Raw genomic sequence first — 17,187 nt, forward strand, 5'->3', positions numbered from 1 at the left:
TTTCGTTTTGATGGCCGATCAACGCTCAATCAGCGGGGCGGAGCGGTAGCTCCACATGCCGTAGGTGCGCAGGGCGTCGCGGTAGATGCCGAGCAGCTCGCTCTCGCTCGGGGTGGCCAGCTCCTCGAGGGGCTTGTCAGGGTAGCTGACGCTCGCCACCTTGATGTTGGCTGGGCCAATCTGGTCGCAGGCGATTTCCAGCACCGTCTGACCGCGGCGCACATGGCTGGCTGAGCTCACCAGCACCGCATAGTCAATCTGGTGGCGGGCGAGGGCATAGGCGCTGTAGAGGGCGTTATCCACCGTGCTGGTGGCGTAGTTCTCTTCAATCAGGCGGCTGCGATCGATGCCGTGGTTGGCCAGCCAGTCGGCCATCAGCTTGCCCTCGGTCTGGCGGTTCTGGGGCACGCCGCCGGTCAGGATGATCAGCGCTTCCGGGTCGGCCTTGGCCAGCTCAAGGGTGGTTTGCAGCCGGCCCAGCAGGATCTTGTCCATGCTGCCGTCGGGATTGAGGGCGTAGCCCAGGGTGACGATGGCGCGTTTGCCCTCCCTGCTGGCCTTGACCTGATCCTCGGTTAGTTCGGTCTGCAGCGGGGCGGCGGTGATCCGCTGCACCCGAGCGATGATCTCCTCCAGATCGGCAGCGCGGCCACTGTTGCGATCCGCCACTTTCGCCAGATAGCTGCGGGAAGCCTCCTTGTTACCCTTCACCAGCTGCCAGATGGCGAGATAGCTGTTGATGTCGAGATCATCGGGGGCGACGGCCTGCGCCTGCTCCAGCAAGGTGATGGCGCGGCTCAGGTTGCCGTTGTAGATCTGTGCGTTGGCCGCCGAGATGAGCAGGTCGGTGCGGTAGGGCTCAAGCTGGTAGGCGGCCAGCAGCCGCTCGGTCACCAGCTCCATATTGCTCGGCATTTTGGCGGTAAAACCGGCGTGGGAGATTTTGGCTGGCGACTTGTAGATCTGCAGCGCTTCGCCGAGCAACATGTCCACCGCCTGGCGTTTGCTGACCAGGGTATTGAGGTCGTGCTCCATTTGCATCGAGCTCTCGGCCGCTTGCAGGGCGAGGGGCGAGAGCGCCAACAGGCCGCCGAGGGTGAGGGCAAGAAGGGTCTGTTTCATCAAAAGGTCCTCTGTCGGGCTGAATCGCGCCGTGGGCTCCGGTTTGCGGGCCGATGGGATAAGGCAAATGTGCGTCAATTCAGTCTGTTAGTGCCAAAGAGAGGGCAATATACCAGTTAACGGTGCGGCAAACTGTGAGTCGGGGCGAGTCGTCGGGTGATGCCACACCTGTGGCCGCAAAAATGGCCGCAACGGGTCAGCAGCCATCTGAACAGGGCAGGGGGAGCGTGACTCCCCCTGCTGGGAGGGGCGCTGGCCCCTTCCTCTATCTATCTATCGCGATGCAAGACAGATGGGGTGTCAATCCATCTGTTGACGAGTGTTCGCGGTCAGTTCCACATCGGGGAGATGCGGGCTTCCAGGGTCTCTTGCTGCTCTTCGGGCATATCGCTGAAGAAGTTGAGCTGGGTCTGCTCTTCCACCTCACGTACCGAGACCCGGTAGTCGGCGATCTGGCTGATGGGCACCTCTTCCTGCGGCATGATAAAGGCGATGGCCTGCAGTCTGGCCGGGTCCATCACGATCTTGTAGTAGGCGCTCGGGATCGCCACACCCTGACCGATGGACTCTTCAGAGCCGGTAAAGATGGGGCCGGTGATCACCTGCACATCCTTGCGGGAGACCGCCCACTTGTTCACCTTGTCCTCCAGCACGCGCCACGCCTTCTGGTTGAGCACCCCGATCTGCGGTGTCATGTTGCTCAGCAGGAAGCTCTCTTTCATGGTGTTCTTGTTCGATTTCATGTCCCCCGCCGGGGCCTGATGGCCACGGTCGTAGCCCGAGCCCTTGTAGTCGGAGAGGGTGGCGCGGTAGGCAACCGGGACCTCCCTGTCCTCGGCGAAGGCATCCTTGCGCGGCACTGTGCCCTGTGCGCTCTGGGCTGTCATCCGGTAGGAGACCCAGTCTGCCACCTTGTAGTCGTAGTTGTAGCCGACGGCATACCCTTCACGGCAGAGCTTCTGATCCGATTCGGAGGGCAGGCCGAAGCGCACGTGCTCACCGCACTCCCAATGTGCTGCCAGCAAGGGGGTGGCAGTGAGGGTGAGGGTAACAGCCAGAACCAATTTATTGATTTTTATCATTTTTGTGATGCTCCAGTTTAGTAGGCGGAGCCATTTGACATGAGATCTGACTAGCGCTTCAATTGCTGTTTTTTTACACGTCACCGTTCTGTGACGGCTCGCCAAGAACCGTGATGTGACTGGTTAATATGTTTTAAATCAGTGGCTTGGTCGGTGGGATGATATGCGGTTGCTTAGCAGGTAACGAAAAGGGGCCAGTGATGGGCCCCTTGTTATAGGTGGAGTCTGACGGTTATCAGGCGGCGTTTGCCTTGTTGCCCAGCGTGCGGGCCAGCAGTGCTTCCGGATTGTGAATCGCCTCTTTGGTTTTCACATCGATGACCTCGATATTGGTGAAGCGCTCGCGGTTCTTGATCGCCACGTCGTGGGCGAAGATGACGCAGCGGGCGTTTGCGACATCCTTGGCGGTGATGCGGTTGATGATGCCGTTGGCGCCCTGGGTCTCGACCTTGATCTTGATCCCCTGCTTGGCAGCGGCCTTCTGCAGGCTCTTGGCGGCCAGGAAGGTGTGGGCCACGCCAGACGGGCAGGCAGTGATGGCCAGAACGTCTGCTTCCCCTTCCGCTTCAATGACTTCGAAGCTGGTTTGGGTGGTAGTGACGTCATCTTCTTCGCTCACCGGCTTCTTCAGCAGGTTGACGATGATGGCGGTGGTCAGAGCGCCGAGGATGGTACCCAGGATGTAACCCATCTTGCCTTCAACCACCGGCAGGACAATCCAGCCACCCCAAGGGGCGTGGTTGATACTGTGCATCATAAAGCCGGTGATGTTGCCGACGATGCCGCCTGCGACGATGGCCGGGATAACGCGCATGGGGTCAGCAGCGGCAAACGGGATGGCACCTTCACTGATACCGATCATGCCCATGATGGCGGCCGCTTTGCCGGATTCACGCTCCTCTTTCTTGTAACGCTTCGGAGACATCAGGGTAGCCAGTGCCATACCGAGCGGCGGCACACAGATGGCGATACCGACGCCGCCCATCAGCCAGGGCTGGGTGTTGACCTGAGTCTGGGCAAACAGGGTAGCAACCTTGTTGACCGGGCCGCCCATATCGAAGGCGGTCATACCACCCAGAATGGCACCCAGCATCACTTTACCTGAGCCCGCCATGCTGGAGAGCCAGTGGTTCATCCCTTCCATCATGGCGGCGATCGGGGCACCGATCCCCCACATCACGATGCCGCACACCAGAAAGGTACCGATCAGCGGATAGATGAAGATGGAACCGAGGGAGGTCATGGAGTCAGGCAGCTTGATCCGTTTGAGCTGATTGACCACGAAACCTGCGATAAAGCCCACCAGAATGGCGCCGAGGAAACCGGTTTGATAGTGCTGAACGGCAATCCAGGAGCCGATCATGCCCGGGGCCAGGCCCGGCTTGTCAGCCAGCGAGTAGGCGATATAGCCACCCAGCACGGCGGTAAACAGGGTCAGACCGGCGATCCCCATGGTTGCCATGTCTTTGAGGAAGCCCGCTTCCGGCACGGCGCCCTTGCCGCTCATCATCACTGACAGGGAGAGCAGCACACCGCCCGCCACGATGAAAGGGATCATGTGGGAAGTACCAAACAGCAGGTGCTGCTTCATGGTATTGAGGCGATCCTTGAAGGTGCGCTCTTCGGGTTCAGCCGGTGCAGTGGCAGCCGGTTTGGCGGCTGGGGCCGGTTTTTGCACTTTCGGGCCTTGCTTGAGCAGGGTCAGCGCTTGCTCGACGGTGGTGGCGGCTTTCATCTGCTCGATAAAGCCCGGTTCCAGCAGACGGGTGGAGAGCTCGGCCAGCACTTCGATGTGGTGGTTGGCGCCGCCATCCGGGGAGGCGATCATGAAGATCAGTTGAGTTGGCTTGCCATCTTCGGCGCCGTACTCGATACCCTGACGGCTGACACCGATGGCAATGGCCGGACGACTGACCGCCTTGCTCTTGGCATGGGGCAGGGCGACACCCTGCTCGAAGCCGGTGCAGTCCAGCTGCTCGCGGGCCCAGATATCCTTGACGAATTGCTGTTGATCAGACACGGCGCCATCGCGCGCCAGCATCTGTGCCATCTCGTCGAACAGAGCCTCCTTGCTGGTGGCCTTCAACTCCAGGCAGATGAGTCTGCCGTTGGTCATGGTGGGTAACATCTCACTCTCCTTCCCTGTAAGGGCTAAGTCATGCGTTGCGAATTGGGCTCATTATTGCCCTCAAGGGTAGGGTTGGACAGGCGATGAATGTAGCAATAACTGGATTTTTGTTGCATGGTTTTGCTGGTGTGATCCAGCTCGCAAAGTGTTGATCTTTAACTCAGTAGTGGTTTTTGTTTAATTAATGGCAGGATGTGACAGCGGTCAAGATATGACAGAAAAACCCTTGTAATGGGATTTACCGCCATTTTTTGCGGTTTATTACCCGATTTAAGGCTGATTTGAGAAAAACGGGTTAATGGCTGAACCAGGGCTTCCCACTGGAAAATAAAATGGCCCAGCGCTAATTGGATTTTATCAATCCATCTGGCGTGGGCCGTCGGGTATCACAAAGTGACATTTTCAAGTTGTGTGCTGAATGTCACTTCAATGCTATCGACCGTTACTTTTGTGGCGGGGTATCGCCCATCACGAAGTGGAGGTTGCCCCCCGGTACAAACTCCTTGTGCTCGAAGAAGAGACCATCCTTGAGCGGTTTGCCATTGATGGTGACCGACTGGACATAGCGGTTCTTGGCGCTGTTGTTATCGGCGATGATGGTGAAGGTTCCCCCCTTGACCGGGATGGTCGCTTTGGCAAATAGCGGGCGGCCAATAGTGTAAACGGGGTCTGCCGCATTCACCTGATAGAAGCCAAGTGCTGACATCACATACCAGGCAGACATGGAGCCAACATCCTCGTTGCCTATGATGCCTGCCGGGGTGTTCGAGTACATGGTGTCGAGGATGTAGTCGACCGTCTCCTGAGTTTTCCAGGGCTCCGATGTCCAGTTGTAGAGGTAGGGAATATGGTGGGAGGGTTCATTGCCGAAGGCCACCTGACCCATCATCCCGGTCATGTCAGCGGTCTCCGACCCCTGACTCTCGGCGGCAAAGGTGGCGTCCAGATTCTGCTTGAAGGCCTCTTCTCCGCCCATCGCGGTTTTCAGACCCTTGATGTCATGGGGCACAAACCAGGTCCACTGCCAGGCGTTGCCCTCGGTATAGTTGCCGGTCTCATGTTCGGTGCCATAGGGATCAAACGGCGTCATGAAGGCGCCATCGATCATCACCGGACGCATGAAACCGGTCACCCCGTACTGGGCGTATTCGGCCGTATTGTGGTCGAAGTAGCGCTGATAGCCGTTAGAACGGGCCAGATAGCGCGCTTCGGCCGCCGGGTTGCCGGCCGCCTTGGCGATCCGGGCGATGGCCCAGTCATAGAAGGCGTTCTCCAGACCGTAGGAGACCGACTCGAGGGTGTAGTCAGCGAAGACGGGCTGACCGTCGATCCGCTGCACTGCCGGGGCAAAGCCGTTCTTTTCGATGTAATCGATGTGGTTGGTCAGGGTCTTGTCCAGCACCGCCTTGTCCCACTCGGTCGCCAGCATGGGGTAGTTGGTATAGGTGGAGGAGTCGATGGCGGCCGTGAGCGCCAAATTTTTCTCCTGCGCGGTGAAGGCATCGGGGTATTTGGTGATGGCGTCGGCAATCACCACTACTGCCGGATAGCCCACCATGGTGCCTGTCTCATCCCCCAGATGCTCCCACTTGGGCAGCAGGCCGCTCTCCAGATACTTCTGGATCAGGTTTTTGGCATATTGCACGGCGCGGGTAGGTTCGGTGATGGTTTTGAGCGGGTGCAGCGCTCGCTGGGTGTCCCACAGTGAGTAGATCGAGAAGTTGGGCTGATCTTCGCTTGCCTGGCCATAGTGGATGGAGTAGTTGCCTTCCCCCTTGGCCTGCGCCCCTTTGCCCATGCCGCGGTAGTTGCCATCCACATCCTGATGGACGATGGGGGCGATCTTGGTGTGGTAGAGGGCGGTGTAGAAGATCTCGTGTTGCTCCTTGCTGCCCCCCTCGATGGTGAAATTGAGGGCGTTGGCCCACTTCTCGCGGGCGTTGGCGCGGGCCTCGTCAAACGAAACATCCCCTTCGGCCTGGTAGTTGTTCCGTGCGCCGGTGGCATCGACCGCCGAGAGGGCTACTTTGGCGTTCAGTTGGGCGGAACCGCCCTCTTCAAATTCGACGTAAGCGGTGACATCCGCTTTGGATTTGGCCTTGTGCTCGGCGCTCAAGCCCTCTACCGGTACACCACCAGCGAGGATGTAGACCTCTTTGATCTTCTTGTCGAAGGTCGCGTGGAAGAAGATCTTCTGGTTTTTCGCCCAGCCGGAGAAGTGAGTCGCATCTCGTTCGCCGGTGATGGTGTAGCCATCTTCGCTGACGGTGAGTTTGTTGCGCAGCGAACTCGATCCCCAGTCGCTGTTGAGGATCGAGTTCAAATCGATCTTCAGCCGTTGGGGTTGCCCCTGCGGATAGGTGTAGCGGTGAAAGCCCACCCGCTCGGAGGCGGTCAGCTCGGCCTTGATGCCATTCTCGGCGATGCGCACCGCATAGTAGCCAGGCTCGGCCTGCTCGGATTTTTTGTCCATTTTGACCGAGATGGCTTTGCGGTAATCATCGCTTTGCTCGATGTATTTGGATTTATCTTCGGTAAAGGGCAGGAACAGAATATCCCCCAGCCCCCCCATGCCGGTGCCTGAGAGGTGGGTGTGGGAAAATCCGAACAGGGTATCTTTGTCAAAGTGATAGCCGGAGGAGGAGTGCCAGCCTATCAACTCGGTATCCGGCGAGAGTTGCACCATGCCCTCCGGTACCACAGGGCCGGGAAAGGTGTGACCGTTAAAGCCAGTGCCAACGAATGGGTTCACATATTGCAACACATTGGTTGGCGTTGGCTTTTGATCGTCGTTATTGTCGCTGCTGTTATCTGAATCGCAGCCGGATAACATGGCTACTGTGCTGGTCAGGGCAATGGCCAGAATATTTTTCTTGAACATATTGAGCGGCTCCATCGGGTAGAGGGTGAGCAGTCATGATCTATTTTTATGAGACCGGAGCGATCCCTGAGCAATATTGGTGCTCGATGGCATTGATCCCGGCGAGTACTATTATTCCCATGCCATCTGTTTCATCGACAGAGTAAAAAAGTGTCATTCACTAGATTTTTGTGGCAAGGCAGTCTGTTTGTGATCTGCGCATCATCTGATGCAACATCTCATATTTTTTGAGGTGCTTGGTGAGTCGACAAAAAAAGAGGCCCAAAGGAAGCTTTGGGCCTGAACATATATTGATAATGCATGATGGTTATTTATTATCTGAGCGGATCGGTTTTTGCGCCGTCATGATAAATTTCAGTTCACCACCAGCCCGAATATCGCTGTGGCTGAACGTCAGGTTTTCCCCCAACGGTTTGCCATTGATGGTGACCGATTCCACATAGATATTTTGGGGACCATTGTTTTCGGCGATCACGGTGAATTTTCCGCCATCGATATCCATGGTCACCTTGTCAAACAGTGGCCGACCTATGGTGTAGACCGGGAGCCCCGGCGTGACCTGATAGAAGCCCAGCGCACTCATGATGTACCAAGCGGACATTTGCCCCACATCCTCATTGCCAATCAGCCCTGTGGTGGTCGGGTGGAAGAAGCTGCGTACCGCCTGATCCACATACTCCTGGGTTTTCCACGGCTCTCTGGTCCAGTTATAGAGGTAGGGGACATGGTGATCCGGCTCGTTACCCATCACGAACTGGCCGATATAGCCGGTCATATCCCCTTGCGAGGTATCGGCGTTGGAGTTGGCGGTGAAGAGGGCATCCAGATTCTTCCGGAATCCCTCCTCGCCCCCCATCACCTCTTTGAGCCCCTCGATATCGTGGGGAACAAACCAGCTCCACTGCCAGGTGTTGCCTTCGGTAAAGTCCTGCCCCCTGTGCTCGGCCCGATAGGGCCAGAAGATGTCATAACGGCTGCTGTCGTTGGTGTCACAGTTTTGTGGTGGTGTAACGGGATTGCCGTTTTCATCGATGGCGCAGGAGGGGTAATTGTTGACCCAGCTGCCATCGTAATTTTTGGGGCGCATAAAGCCGGTCGCGCCATATTTGCCATATTGCGCCGGGTTGTAGTCAAAATAGGCGCGCCAGGTAGTCGCCCGGGCCAGATAGCGGTTCTCGGCAGATTTGTCGCCAGCCAGTCGGGCCAGCTGGGCGATACACCAGTCATAGTAGGCATTCTCGACACCGTACGAGACGGACTCGTTGACCAGTTCATCGTACTTGTCCTGCGCCATGCCGCCCTCTTCCGGCTTGAGTTTGACGTTGGCGGGGACATAGCCGTGCTGCTCGGCATACTGGCCGTGACGGGTCATCACGGTGAAGCGCTTGTCGCCGTTCCAGGGATCCTGATAGGGCACCCAGCTTTTGGTCAGCGCGAGGTCAAAGTTGGCGGAGACATTGGCCGCCTGCAGCGCCAGCGTTATCTCTTCCTGTGTGAATGCATCCGGGTATTTGACGATGACGTCGGCGATGATGGAGACCGCCGGGTAGCCGACCATCTCGCCGGTATAGTCGGAGTGCAGCTCCCATTTGGGCATGATGCCGCCGGTTTTATATTTGTTGAGCAGATCGTGCACATAGTCGATGGATCGCTCTTTTTCGATGATGGTCTTCAATGGGTGGGCGGCGCGGAAGGTGTCCCACATGGAGTAGACCGAATAGTTGGTAAAGCCCGGCTTGGCCTGATGCACCTTGCCATCCATTCCGCGATATTGACCATCCACATCCTGATAGACGAAGGGGGCGATGTAGGTGCGATAGAGCGAGGTATAAAACATCGTCTTGTCGGCATCGCTGCCACCCTCCAGGGTGAACTTATTGAGCACTTTCGCCCATGCCTGCTTGTTCTCCTGCACCACCTGATCGAAGCGGTAGTCATGTTCATCGGCGCGCAGGTTGGCCATGGCCCCCTCAATGCCGGTGCCCGAGATGGCCATCTTCATGGTGATGGGCCGTTCCCCTTTGGCAAAGTTGAGCTGGGTCACCACATCCCGTACCCGGGGTCTGGTTTCGCCATACCCGATGTAATCGGCCAACCCCACCTCGGTGTCGTTGCTCAATTTGCCATCGACATAGAGGATCTGATCCACAAACGGCTCGGAAAACTCGGCGTAGAAAAAGACCGTCTGCCACTGCCCCCACTCGTTGCTGGTTCTGGCTCCGGCAATGGCGTTGTCGCTCACCCGCTTGAAGTAAATATTGCGGGAGTGGTTACCGTACTGCTCCAGCAGCTCGTGCTGCAGATCAAGCTGGACTTTGCGATCTTCACCCGCCGGATAGCTGTAACGGTGGAAGGCGACCCGCTGGGTGGCAGTGAGTTCGGCCTTGATGCCGGTCTCCACCAGATCCGCTTTGTAATAGCCTACTTCCGACTGTTCGCTCGTCTTGTTGATGGTGACCGGGTCGGTATTGCTGCCGATGAAGGGCAAGAAGGCGAAATCATTGAGATCCCCCTTGCCTGCCCCCGAGATATGGGTGCTGCTGAAGCCGGAAAGCTTGGCCAGATGGTGGTGATAGTCGGAAGGGGATCCCTTGCCATTCCAGTTGGCCGGATTCCAGTTGTCCGGGCCCGGCTGGATCATCCCTTCCGGCATGACCGGGGCCGGATTGACATTGCCCAGCCCATCGGTGCCGATCAGCGGATCGACATATTGCAGCACCTGCAGGGCATTATCGGGACGGCCATTGTCAGTAGTCTCATCATTTGTGTTGCAGCCATAGAGGCCAAGCAGGGCTGTCACCATGATGGCCAGCTTGTGGGGTTTGAACATTGTTGTTCCTCAAATTCCGGAGATGAAAAAGCGGCAAGCCGGGTGGCTTGCCGCTTGTAGAGTTACGGGGTCGGTTGCTGGTTGGTCATCACAAAACGCAGCTCACCACCGGGACGGATCTCGCTGTGGGCGAAGGTGTTGTACTGGTTGAGTGGCTTGCCATTGATGGTGACCTCTTTGACATAGAGGTTGTCCGGGCTGTTGTTCTGCGCTACCACGTTGAACTGACCGTCGGGCAGGTTGATGGTGACCTTGTCAAAGATGGGACGACCGATGGTGTAGGTCGGGTCGCCCGGGGAGATTTGATAGAAGCCCATGGCACTCATGATGTACCAGGCCGACATCTGGCCGACGTCTTCATTGCCGATCAGGCCATCCGGGGTGGTTTTGTAGAACTCCTTATAGACCCGGTCGAGGTACTCCTGCGCTTTCCAGGGCTGGGCGGTGCGATTGTAGAGATAGATGACGTGGTGTGAGGGCTCGTTGCCATGAATGTACTGCCCGATGTAACCGGTCATGTCCTGATGTGCTTCGCCCCCGTTGGGGTCGGCGTTGAACAGGTTGTCGAGCTTGTCGTTCAGTCCCTGCTGGCCGCCCATGATCTCGGTCAGCTTGTCGAGATCCTGCATGAAGGACCACTGCCACTGCCAGGCATTGCCCTCGGTGTAGTAGAAGGCATCCGACTTGTAGGGATCGAAATCGGCTGGCGCGTATTTCAGGGCGCACGGGTCACCGTTTTTCAGCTCGGTCGGTACGAAGAAGCCTTTGCCATCGGCATTGCCAGCCTGGGGATCCCAATGTTTGAGCGAGTTGTAGGATCGTGCCTTGAACTCCTGATAGGTAGTCATGTCGCCCGCGGCTTTCGCCATCTCGGCGATGGTCCAGTCGTAGAAAGAGAACTCCAGCGAGTAGGAGACCGAGTTCCAGTTGGGATAACGGACGCACTGCTCTTTCTCGTGATAGCTGAGCTGACCGGCCATCAGCGAGCTCAGGATGTCGTCATGGATCTGCGGGTAATCGGCAGGCCGGTAGTGGGCCGATTTGACCGAGGCTTCCAGTGCCTCTTGCGCATCGATCAGCCCCTTGGTCACCGCATCGGCAAGGATGGCCGCCGAGGGGTAGCCAATCATGGTGCCGGTTTCCGAGCCGTGGCCTTCCCATTTGGGCAGCAGGCCGAACTCCACGTTGGATTTGCGGATCAGATCCTTGGCGTAGAGAGTCGCCTGTGGCGGGTCCATGATGGTCCACATGGGGTGAACGGCGCGGAAGGTATCCCAGGTCGAGTAGATGGAGTAGTTGGGGGTATCGCCAGGTTGCAGGGTGCGCAGGGTGCCTTGCATATCAAGATACTTGCCATCCACATCGTAGAGCTCGATAGGGGCGATCATCATGTGGTAGAGAGCGGTGTAGAAATTGGTCTTCTCGGTCTCCGTCCCCCCTTCGGTTTTGAGTGTTGCCAGCTTTTCGGCCCACGCGTATTCTGCGTCTGACTTCACCTTGGCAAAATCAAAGGTGGGGGCTTCCGCCTCCAGATTCTTCTGTGCTCCTTGCCAGCTCACCGCCGAGATACCGACCCGGATCTCGAGCGGTTGGTCACCCTGGCCAAAATTGAGGTAGGCGGTCAGGTCATCCCCTTGATAGACGCTGTTGGGGCGCATCTCCCGGGTGGGCATCTTGTCCTGCTCGCCCAGCATGGCCCTGGCCACAGGTTGGTTGAATTTGGCGTAGAAGAAGATGTTCTGGCCCTGATGGTTCTGTCCCTGGAACCAGCCAGTGGAGGTTTTGCGGCCACGCAGGGTGTACTCATCCACCACTTCGATTTTGTTTTTCAGCGATTGGCCGTTGTTGTTCAGCAGGGTATGACCCAGATCGAATTTCACATTCCGATCCGCTCCTTTGGCGAAGGTGTAACGGTGCAAACCGACTCGTTTGGTGGTGGTCAGTTCAACCTCAATCTCCCCCTTGTTCAGTCTGGTTTTGTAATAACCGGCGCTGGCGTGCTCATTGGTTTTGTCAAAGGCGTTTATCTGGGCGTCGGCCATCTCGGCGTAGGGCAGTACCAGAATGTCGCCCAGATCGGTGGCACCGGTGCCGGAGAGATGGGTATGGGAGAAGCCGTAGAGCGGAACATCGGTTGCGACGATCTCGCCCGTGAGGTAATTGGAAGAGTCCCAGTAGCCGGAGGCTGAGTGCCAGGGGTTGAGTCCGCTCTCGTGATCGGTGTTGGAGCCAATAAAGGTATCCGGCGAGAGCTGCACCATGCCGGCAGGGCGGGTGGCACCGGGGAAAGTGTGGCCTGATGCGGCGGTGCCTATCATGGGGTCAACGTATTTCAGTACCGACAGATCGACAACCGGAGTTACCGGTTTCTCGATAGCGGTAGACTCGCTCTCACTGTTGCAACCGGCGATGCCACCGGTCAGTGCGGCAATCACCGCAAGAGAAAGAAGATTGCACTTGAACATGGTCATTCCATTTTTGAGTGGTGATGGGGGAGGAAGTCCTCCCCCGAACAGGTGATTAACGGGAACCGGCAGGCAGGTCGCCTTCGTGCAGGAAGGTGCCGATACCTTGCGCGGGCGGCAGATCTTCCGGCTGGCTGCCCCAATTCTGGTTGGGGCTATCGCCCATCACGAATTCAAGCTTGCCGCCACTGAGGATTTCCTCATGGGTGAGGTAGCTGCGATTGAACTCGCTGCCATTGAGGCGAGCGGACTGGATGTAGATGTTGTCGCGGCTGACATTCTGGGCCGTGACGGTGAACTGTTTGCCCGCACCCACATCGAGCGAGGCGGTTTCGAACATGGGGGTGCCAATCTCGTAGATGCCGGAGGAGGCATTGACCGGGAAGAAGCCCAGCGCCCGGAACACGAACCAGGCAGAGAGGGTGCCAAAGTCATCGTTGCCACAGATGCCGTCAGGGGTGTTCTTGTAGCAGACGTTGGTGGCTGCCACGATGGCGGCCTGTCCCTTCCAGGGCTGTCCTACGTAGTTGTAGAGGTAGGGCACATGGATATCGGGCTCGTTGCCCTGCACATGCTGTCCCACGTTGCCGGTGTTGAATACCGGGAACTGGTTGTCGCCAGCGTTGCGATCCGGATAGGTACTCCAATACTCGTCCAGCCGTTTGGCAAACAGTTCGCCCCGTTTGGCCTGAGGATTCTGGGTCTGGTCGAAGCGGGTCATCAGATCGACCAGGCCATGAATGTCATGTTGAACGCTGAAGGCGTATTGCCAGCCGTTGGACTCGGCGAATGACCAGTTGAACATGTCGGGGCGCCAATCCTTGCCCACTGCCCGGCCGGTTTTCGGGTCTACCCAACCGGCATCAATGAACTTGCCAGCGTAGTCGCGGGCCTTGAACCACCCCTTGTACTGCTTGCCGCCAAAGTCAAACTGCGCCTGCCAGTTCTTGGATCGATCGGCAAACTCCTGATAGCGGGGGTCACTTTCGCCAAATACTGCCTTGATCGATTGGGCGATCGCCCAGTCATTCATGGAGTACTCCAGCGAGTAGGATGAGGTCCAGGCATCCTTGAAGGGGGAGTGAGATTCCCAGTCATTGCCCGGCGGTGTGTCATGCAACTGGGCAGGTACATAGCCTTGCTGCTCGTACTCCTTGATCCAGGCGACCCCCTGGCTGGTGGCTGCGCGGGCGTCGGTGATCATGGCGGTCACCAGTCGCTCCTTGATCTCCTGACGTTCCGCATCGCTGAAGCCCAGCGCGATCATCCGTCTGTCCAGCGAGCCTTTGGAGAGTACGTCGTGGATCACCGGCGTGGAGTGCATCCCCATCATCATGCCGGTCTCGTTACCCTTGAAGGTCCACTCCGGCAATCTGCCCTTGCGCAGGTTGCCCAGATCGTCCATCCACTCCTCCTCGGCGTAGGAGAGCATGGAGAGCACCACATCGGCGAGGCGATCCGGCTCCAGCAGTGACGAGAGGGGTTGTACTGCGCGGTAGGTGTCCCACAGGGAGAAGGTGTCGTAACGGGTAAAGTCCGCTTTGCCATCCCGGTTGGCATCGGCGGTGCGAACCGACTCCTTGAGGGTATCGATCTGCTCGCCCCACGGTGTGTTGCCATCCGGATAGGCGTTGCGCCCCTGATGCACCTGGCGGTAGCGTCCGTCCAGATCGGAGTGAATGGTCTGGCCCAGATAGGTGTGGTAGAGCGCGGTATAGAAGGTCTGTTTGTACTCCTCATCCCCACTGACCCGGATCTTGCCCAGCTCCTTTTCCCATTTTTGGGTCGCAGCCTGCCGGACATCGTCAAACGACATATTGGCCACTTCGGTCATGTTGAGTGAGGCGCCAGCGTTGCCATCCCGGCCGATCTCGACGTTGGAGAGGGCTACCTTGGCCTCGACGACCAAGCCCGCCGCCGCGGTATCAAATTCCACATAGGCACGCGCGTACTGATATTTGCCACGGGTCTCGTTGCCGATCTCGGTGGTGCCTTCCGGCAGGTCCAGATAGCGGTTCTGGTCTTTGTCAAAGTAGGCGAAGCGGATGTTTTTGATGGGCTGGTCGAACTCCATCACGAAGAACTCTTTCTGGCTGGGGGCCCAGCCGTCAGAGAAGCGATGGCCCTCGATCCGGTTGTGGGTTTTGTCCCATTTCAGATAGGAGTCGGAGGTGTAGTCCCAGTTGACCTTGAAGCCGAGGTTGACCACGATTTCCGATTTTTTATCTTGCGGGAAGGTGTAGCGATGAACCCCCACCCGATCCGAGGCGGTCAGCTCGGCCTTGATCCCGTAATCCTTCAGATTGACCTTGTAGTAGCCCGCCGTTGCCTCTTCATCCTTGTGGCTGTAGCGGGAGGCCTCCAGATTCAGTGAGGCCGACCCCTCGTTCAGCATGAAATTGGAGCGTGAGTTGATCGGCATCACCAGAATATCGTTGAGATCTCCAGCTCCGGCCCCCGAGAGGTGAGTGTGGGAAAACCCGGCGAGGCGGTTGTCGTGGTAGTAATAGCCGGAGATATATTCCCAGCCATTGGCCCCATTATTGGGCGACAGCTGCACCATGCCATGCGGGGTCGTGGCGCCGGGATAGGTGTTGCCTAAATTACCTGTGCCGATGAATGGATTGACGTAACGGGAGACGTTAGTCTCTTTATTGTTATCGACAGCGGTATCCGAGTCATTTTGACAACCGGATATACCAACCAGGCCAGCCAGTACGGCACACGCGAGCAGGGAACGTTTCAGTTTCATATTTGTCGCCACAGGTTAATGAAAGTAGGGTATCGAACGTATAAAAACAGATAATGCAGAACGCCGGGCCAGCCAATGAATATCTGCCGGATGAGAGAGCCATCTGCATGTATTACCCCGACTGTCACTGGATATAGAGGGTGACGGGGGGAATATCAGCCAGATAAAATGGATCGTGAAAACGATCTGGCCATACAGGCGGAAAAATAAATGCGCAGAAAAATAACAGGCACCCAGAGCCTGATTTAAAAAATCGCCCCTTACACTTATGAAATAAGTGGCTGAGCTGTGTTACATCTGGAATATATAAATGCTCTTAAATGTTTTTCCTGCTGCCTGTAAATTAACGGTTTCTATTATTTCGTTGATTAATATCCTGGGACAGAGGAAAAAAATGGCATTAACTGGATTTTTATGACGTGTGGGGAAGGGTGTGAGCTGGCTCGCATAACTGCAGGGTGGCGTGACCAGGGAGGCTAAATGATATTAATCATTATAAGTCAGCGTGTTATTCTTCGATGTTGAGTTAAATGACCGATTTTGTGAGTCGTACCGGGCTCCACATGGTCAGATGAGCTGAAAAAAAGGGCCCTGCTGGGCCCTTTGAACAGAGGGTGATGAGCCGATGGCCCACCAGGATCAGCGGTTGCTGGCGCGGGCAAAACGCCCTTCAGCCGTCACGCGATAATCGCTGGTGCTGGCGGGTACAAATGCAGATTGCCCTATGGTCAGTGTCAGACGCTCGCCATCCTGGCCAATGAGGGTGATGGGCCCATCGATGGCGAACAGGATCTCGGCATTGCCGGTGGTGAGGGCATGTTCGCCTGCGCCATATACGCTGAAGGTGAAATCCGGTACCGGCACGTCGAAGTGCTGTACTGTGCCTTCCATGCGAGGGGTGAGCAGGATCTGGTCGTCCGGTTTGGCGACACAGCGGGTGCAGGCCAGCAGCTCCGGCACATCCATGTATTTGGGGGTCAGACCGGCACGCAGCACGTTGTCGGAGTTGGCCATGATCTCGAGGCCAGTGCCGTGGATGTAGGCGTGGGGGGTCTGGGCGTCGAGGAACATCGCCTGACCCGGCTCAAGTGTTACCACGTTGAGCAGCAACGGCGAGAAGAGCCCCACATCCCCCGGGTACTGGTTGGCCAGCTTGCTGATGGTGGCGAAAGTCTCTTCATCCTGATGGGCGGCGGCATAGGCCAGCAGGCCAGCCAGCGCCTCGTCCTTGCGATCACCGCTGAGGATCAGCAACTGGTGGAAGAAGTGCTGCAGGCCAGCTTCATCCTGTGACTGGCGAAGCGCCGCGGTCAGGTCGACCAGTGCGGGCAGCGCCATGCGATCGAACAGGGCCAGGATGGCCGGGATGGCGCGAAAGCCGTTCATCGCCTGATAGCGGGTGAGGGCAAAGACCAGCTCCGGCTTGTGGTTCGGATCCTTGTAGTTGCGGTTGCTCGCCTTGATATCGATGCCTGCGGCTTCTTCTTTGGCAAAACCGGCTTCGGCCTGTGCCTTGCTCGGGTGTACCTGAATGGAGAGGGCTTGCTCGGCGCAGAGCACCTTGAACAGGAAGGGGAGTGAGCCGAAACGAGCCTGGGTAGCTTCGCCCAGCATGGCGACGGGGTTGGCGTCAATCAGGCTGGAAAGCTTCACGGTCTCGCCTGCCAGGGTCACTTCGGAGCAGCCATTGGGGTGAGCGCCCATCCACAGTTCAGCTTGTGGTTTGCCTTCGGGATTTTTGATGCCAAACAGCGTGGTCAGGGAGTCACGACTGCCCCAGACATAATCCTGGATCGGGTTGCACATTAGAAAAAACGGCGGGTAGCTCATGGATGGCTCCTTGTATCAGAACGATTTTTGGGGAATTTCAGTCTGGCGCGGACTATAGCATGGCAGGGGCAGCGCACCGCAATCGGTTGCTCTCTGC

At 57.3% G+C, this 17,187-nt stretch carries 8 protein-coding genes; all 8 read right to left on the minus strand.

The annotated features are described in order from the left end of the window. Window positions 1–18 precede the first annotated feature (18 nt). The 8 genes from G5195_RS08470 to manA all read right to left on the minus strand — a co-directional run bounded on the left by G5195_RS08470 (window position 19) and on the right by manA (window position 17,090). Entirely contained in the window at window positions 19–1,122 is a 1,104-nt protein-coding gene (locus G5195_RS08470) for a YdcF family protein (protein WP_111899504.1), read from the minus strand. A 329-nt stretch (window positions 1,123–1,451) separates the two neighbouring features. Continuing rightward, the gene (locus tag G5195_RS08475; protein WP_376902724.1) at window positions 1,452–2,204 is read right to left on the minus strand and encodes a DNA/RNA non-specific endonuclease; all 753 of its coding nucleotides are present in this window, start codon (window positions 2,202–2,204) and stop codon (window positions 1,452–1,454) included. A 235-nt stretch (window positions 2,205–2,439) separates the two neighbouring features. Beyond that, window positions 2,440–4,332, minus strand: coding sequence for a PTS fructose transporter subunit EIIC (locus G5195_RS08480; protein ID WP_227342359.1), 1,893 nt, complete (start codon window positions 4,330–4,332; stop codon window positions 2,440–2,442). Between the two features lie 442 nt (window positions 4,333–4,774). After that, window positions 4,775–7,213, minus strand: coding sequence for a GH92 family glycosyl hydrolase (locus G5195_RS08485; protein ID WP_421236029.1), 2,439 nt, complete (start codon window positions 7,211–7,213; stop codon window positions 4,775–4,777). A gap of 307 nt (window positions 7,214–7,520) precedes the next feature. Continuing rightward, entirely contained in the window at window positions 7,521–10,043 is a 2,523-nt protein-coding gene (locus G5195_RS08490; RefSeq protein WP_421236030.1) for a GH92 family glycosyl hydrolase, read from the minus strand. A gap of 62 nt (window positions 10,044–10,105) precedes the next feature. Beyond that, on the minus strand, window positions 10,106–12,508 hold the full coding sequence (locus G5195_RS08495; RefSeq protein WP_216978429.1) for a GH92 family glycosyl hydrolase: 2,403 nt from the start codon (window positions 12,506–12,508) through the stop codon (window positions 10,106–10,108). 55 nt (window positions 12,509–12,563) lie between these two features. After that, complete coding sequence (locus G5195_RS08500) at window positions 12,564–15,260, minus strand: GH92 family glycosyl hydrolase (RefSeq protein ID WP_216978430.1); 2,697 nt, start codon at window positions 15,258–15,260, stop codon at window positions 12,564–12,566. A 639-nt stretch (window positions 15,261–15,899) separates the two neighbouring features. Continuing rightward, a complete protein-coding gene (gene manA / locus G5195_RS08505) occupies window positions 15,900–17,090 on the minus strand; it encodes a mannose-6-phosphate isomerase, class I (RefSeq protein ID WP_201991827.1) in 1,191 nt (396 codons plus the stop codon). Window positions 17,091–17,187: the final 97 nt, after the last annotated feature.

It is taken from the genome of Aeromonas sp. 601039 (genome assembly GCF_049174415.1).
Taxonomy (GTDB): domain Bacteria; phylum Pseudomonadota; class Gammaproteobacteria; order Enterobacterales; family Aeromonadaceae; genus Aeromonas; species Aeromonas veronii_A.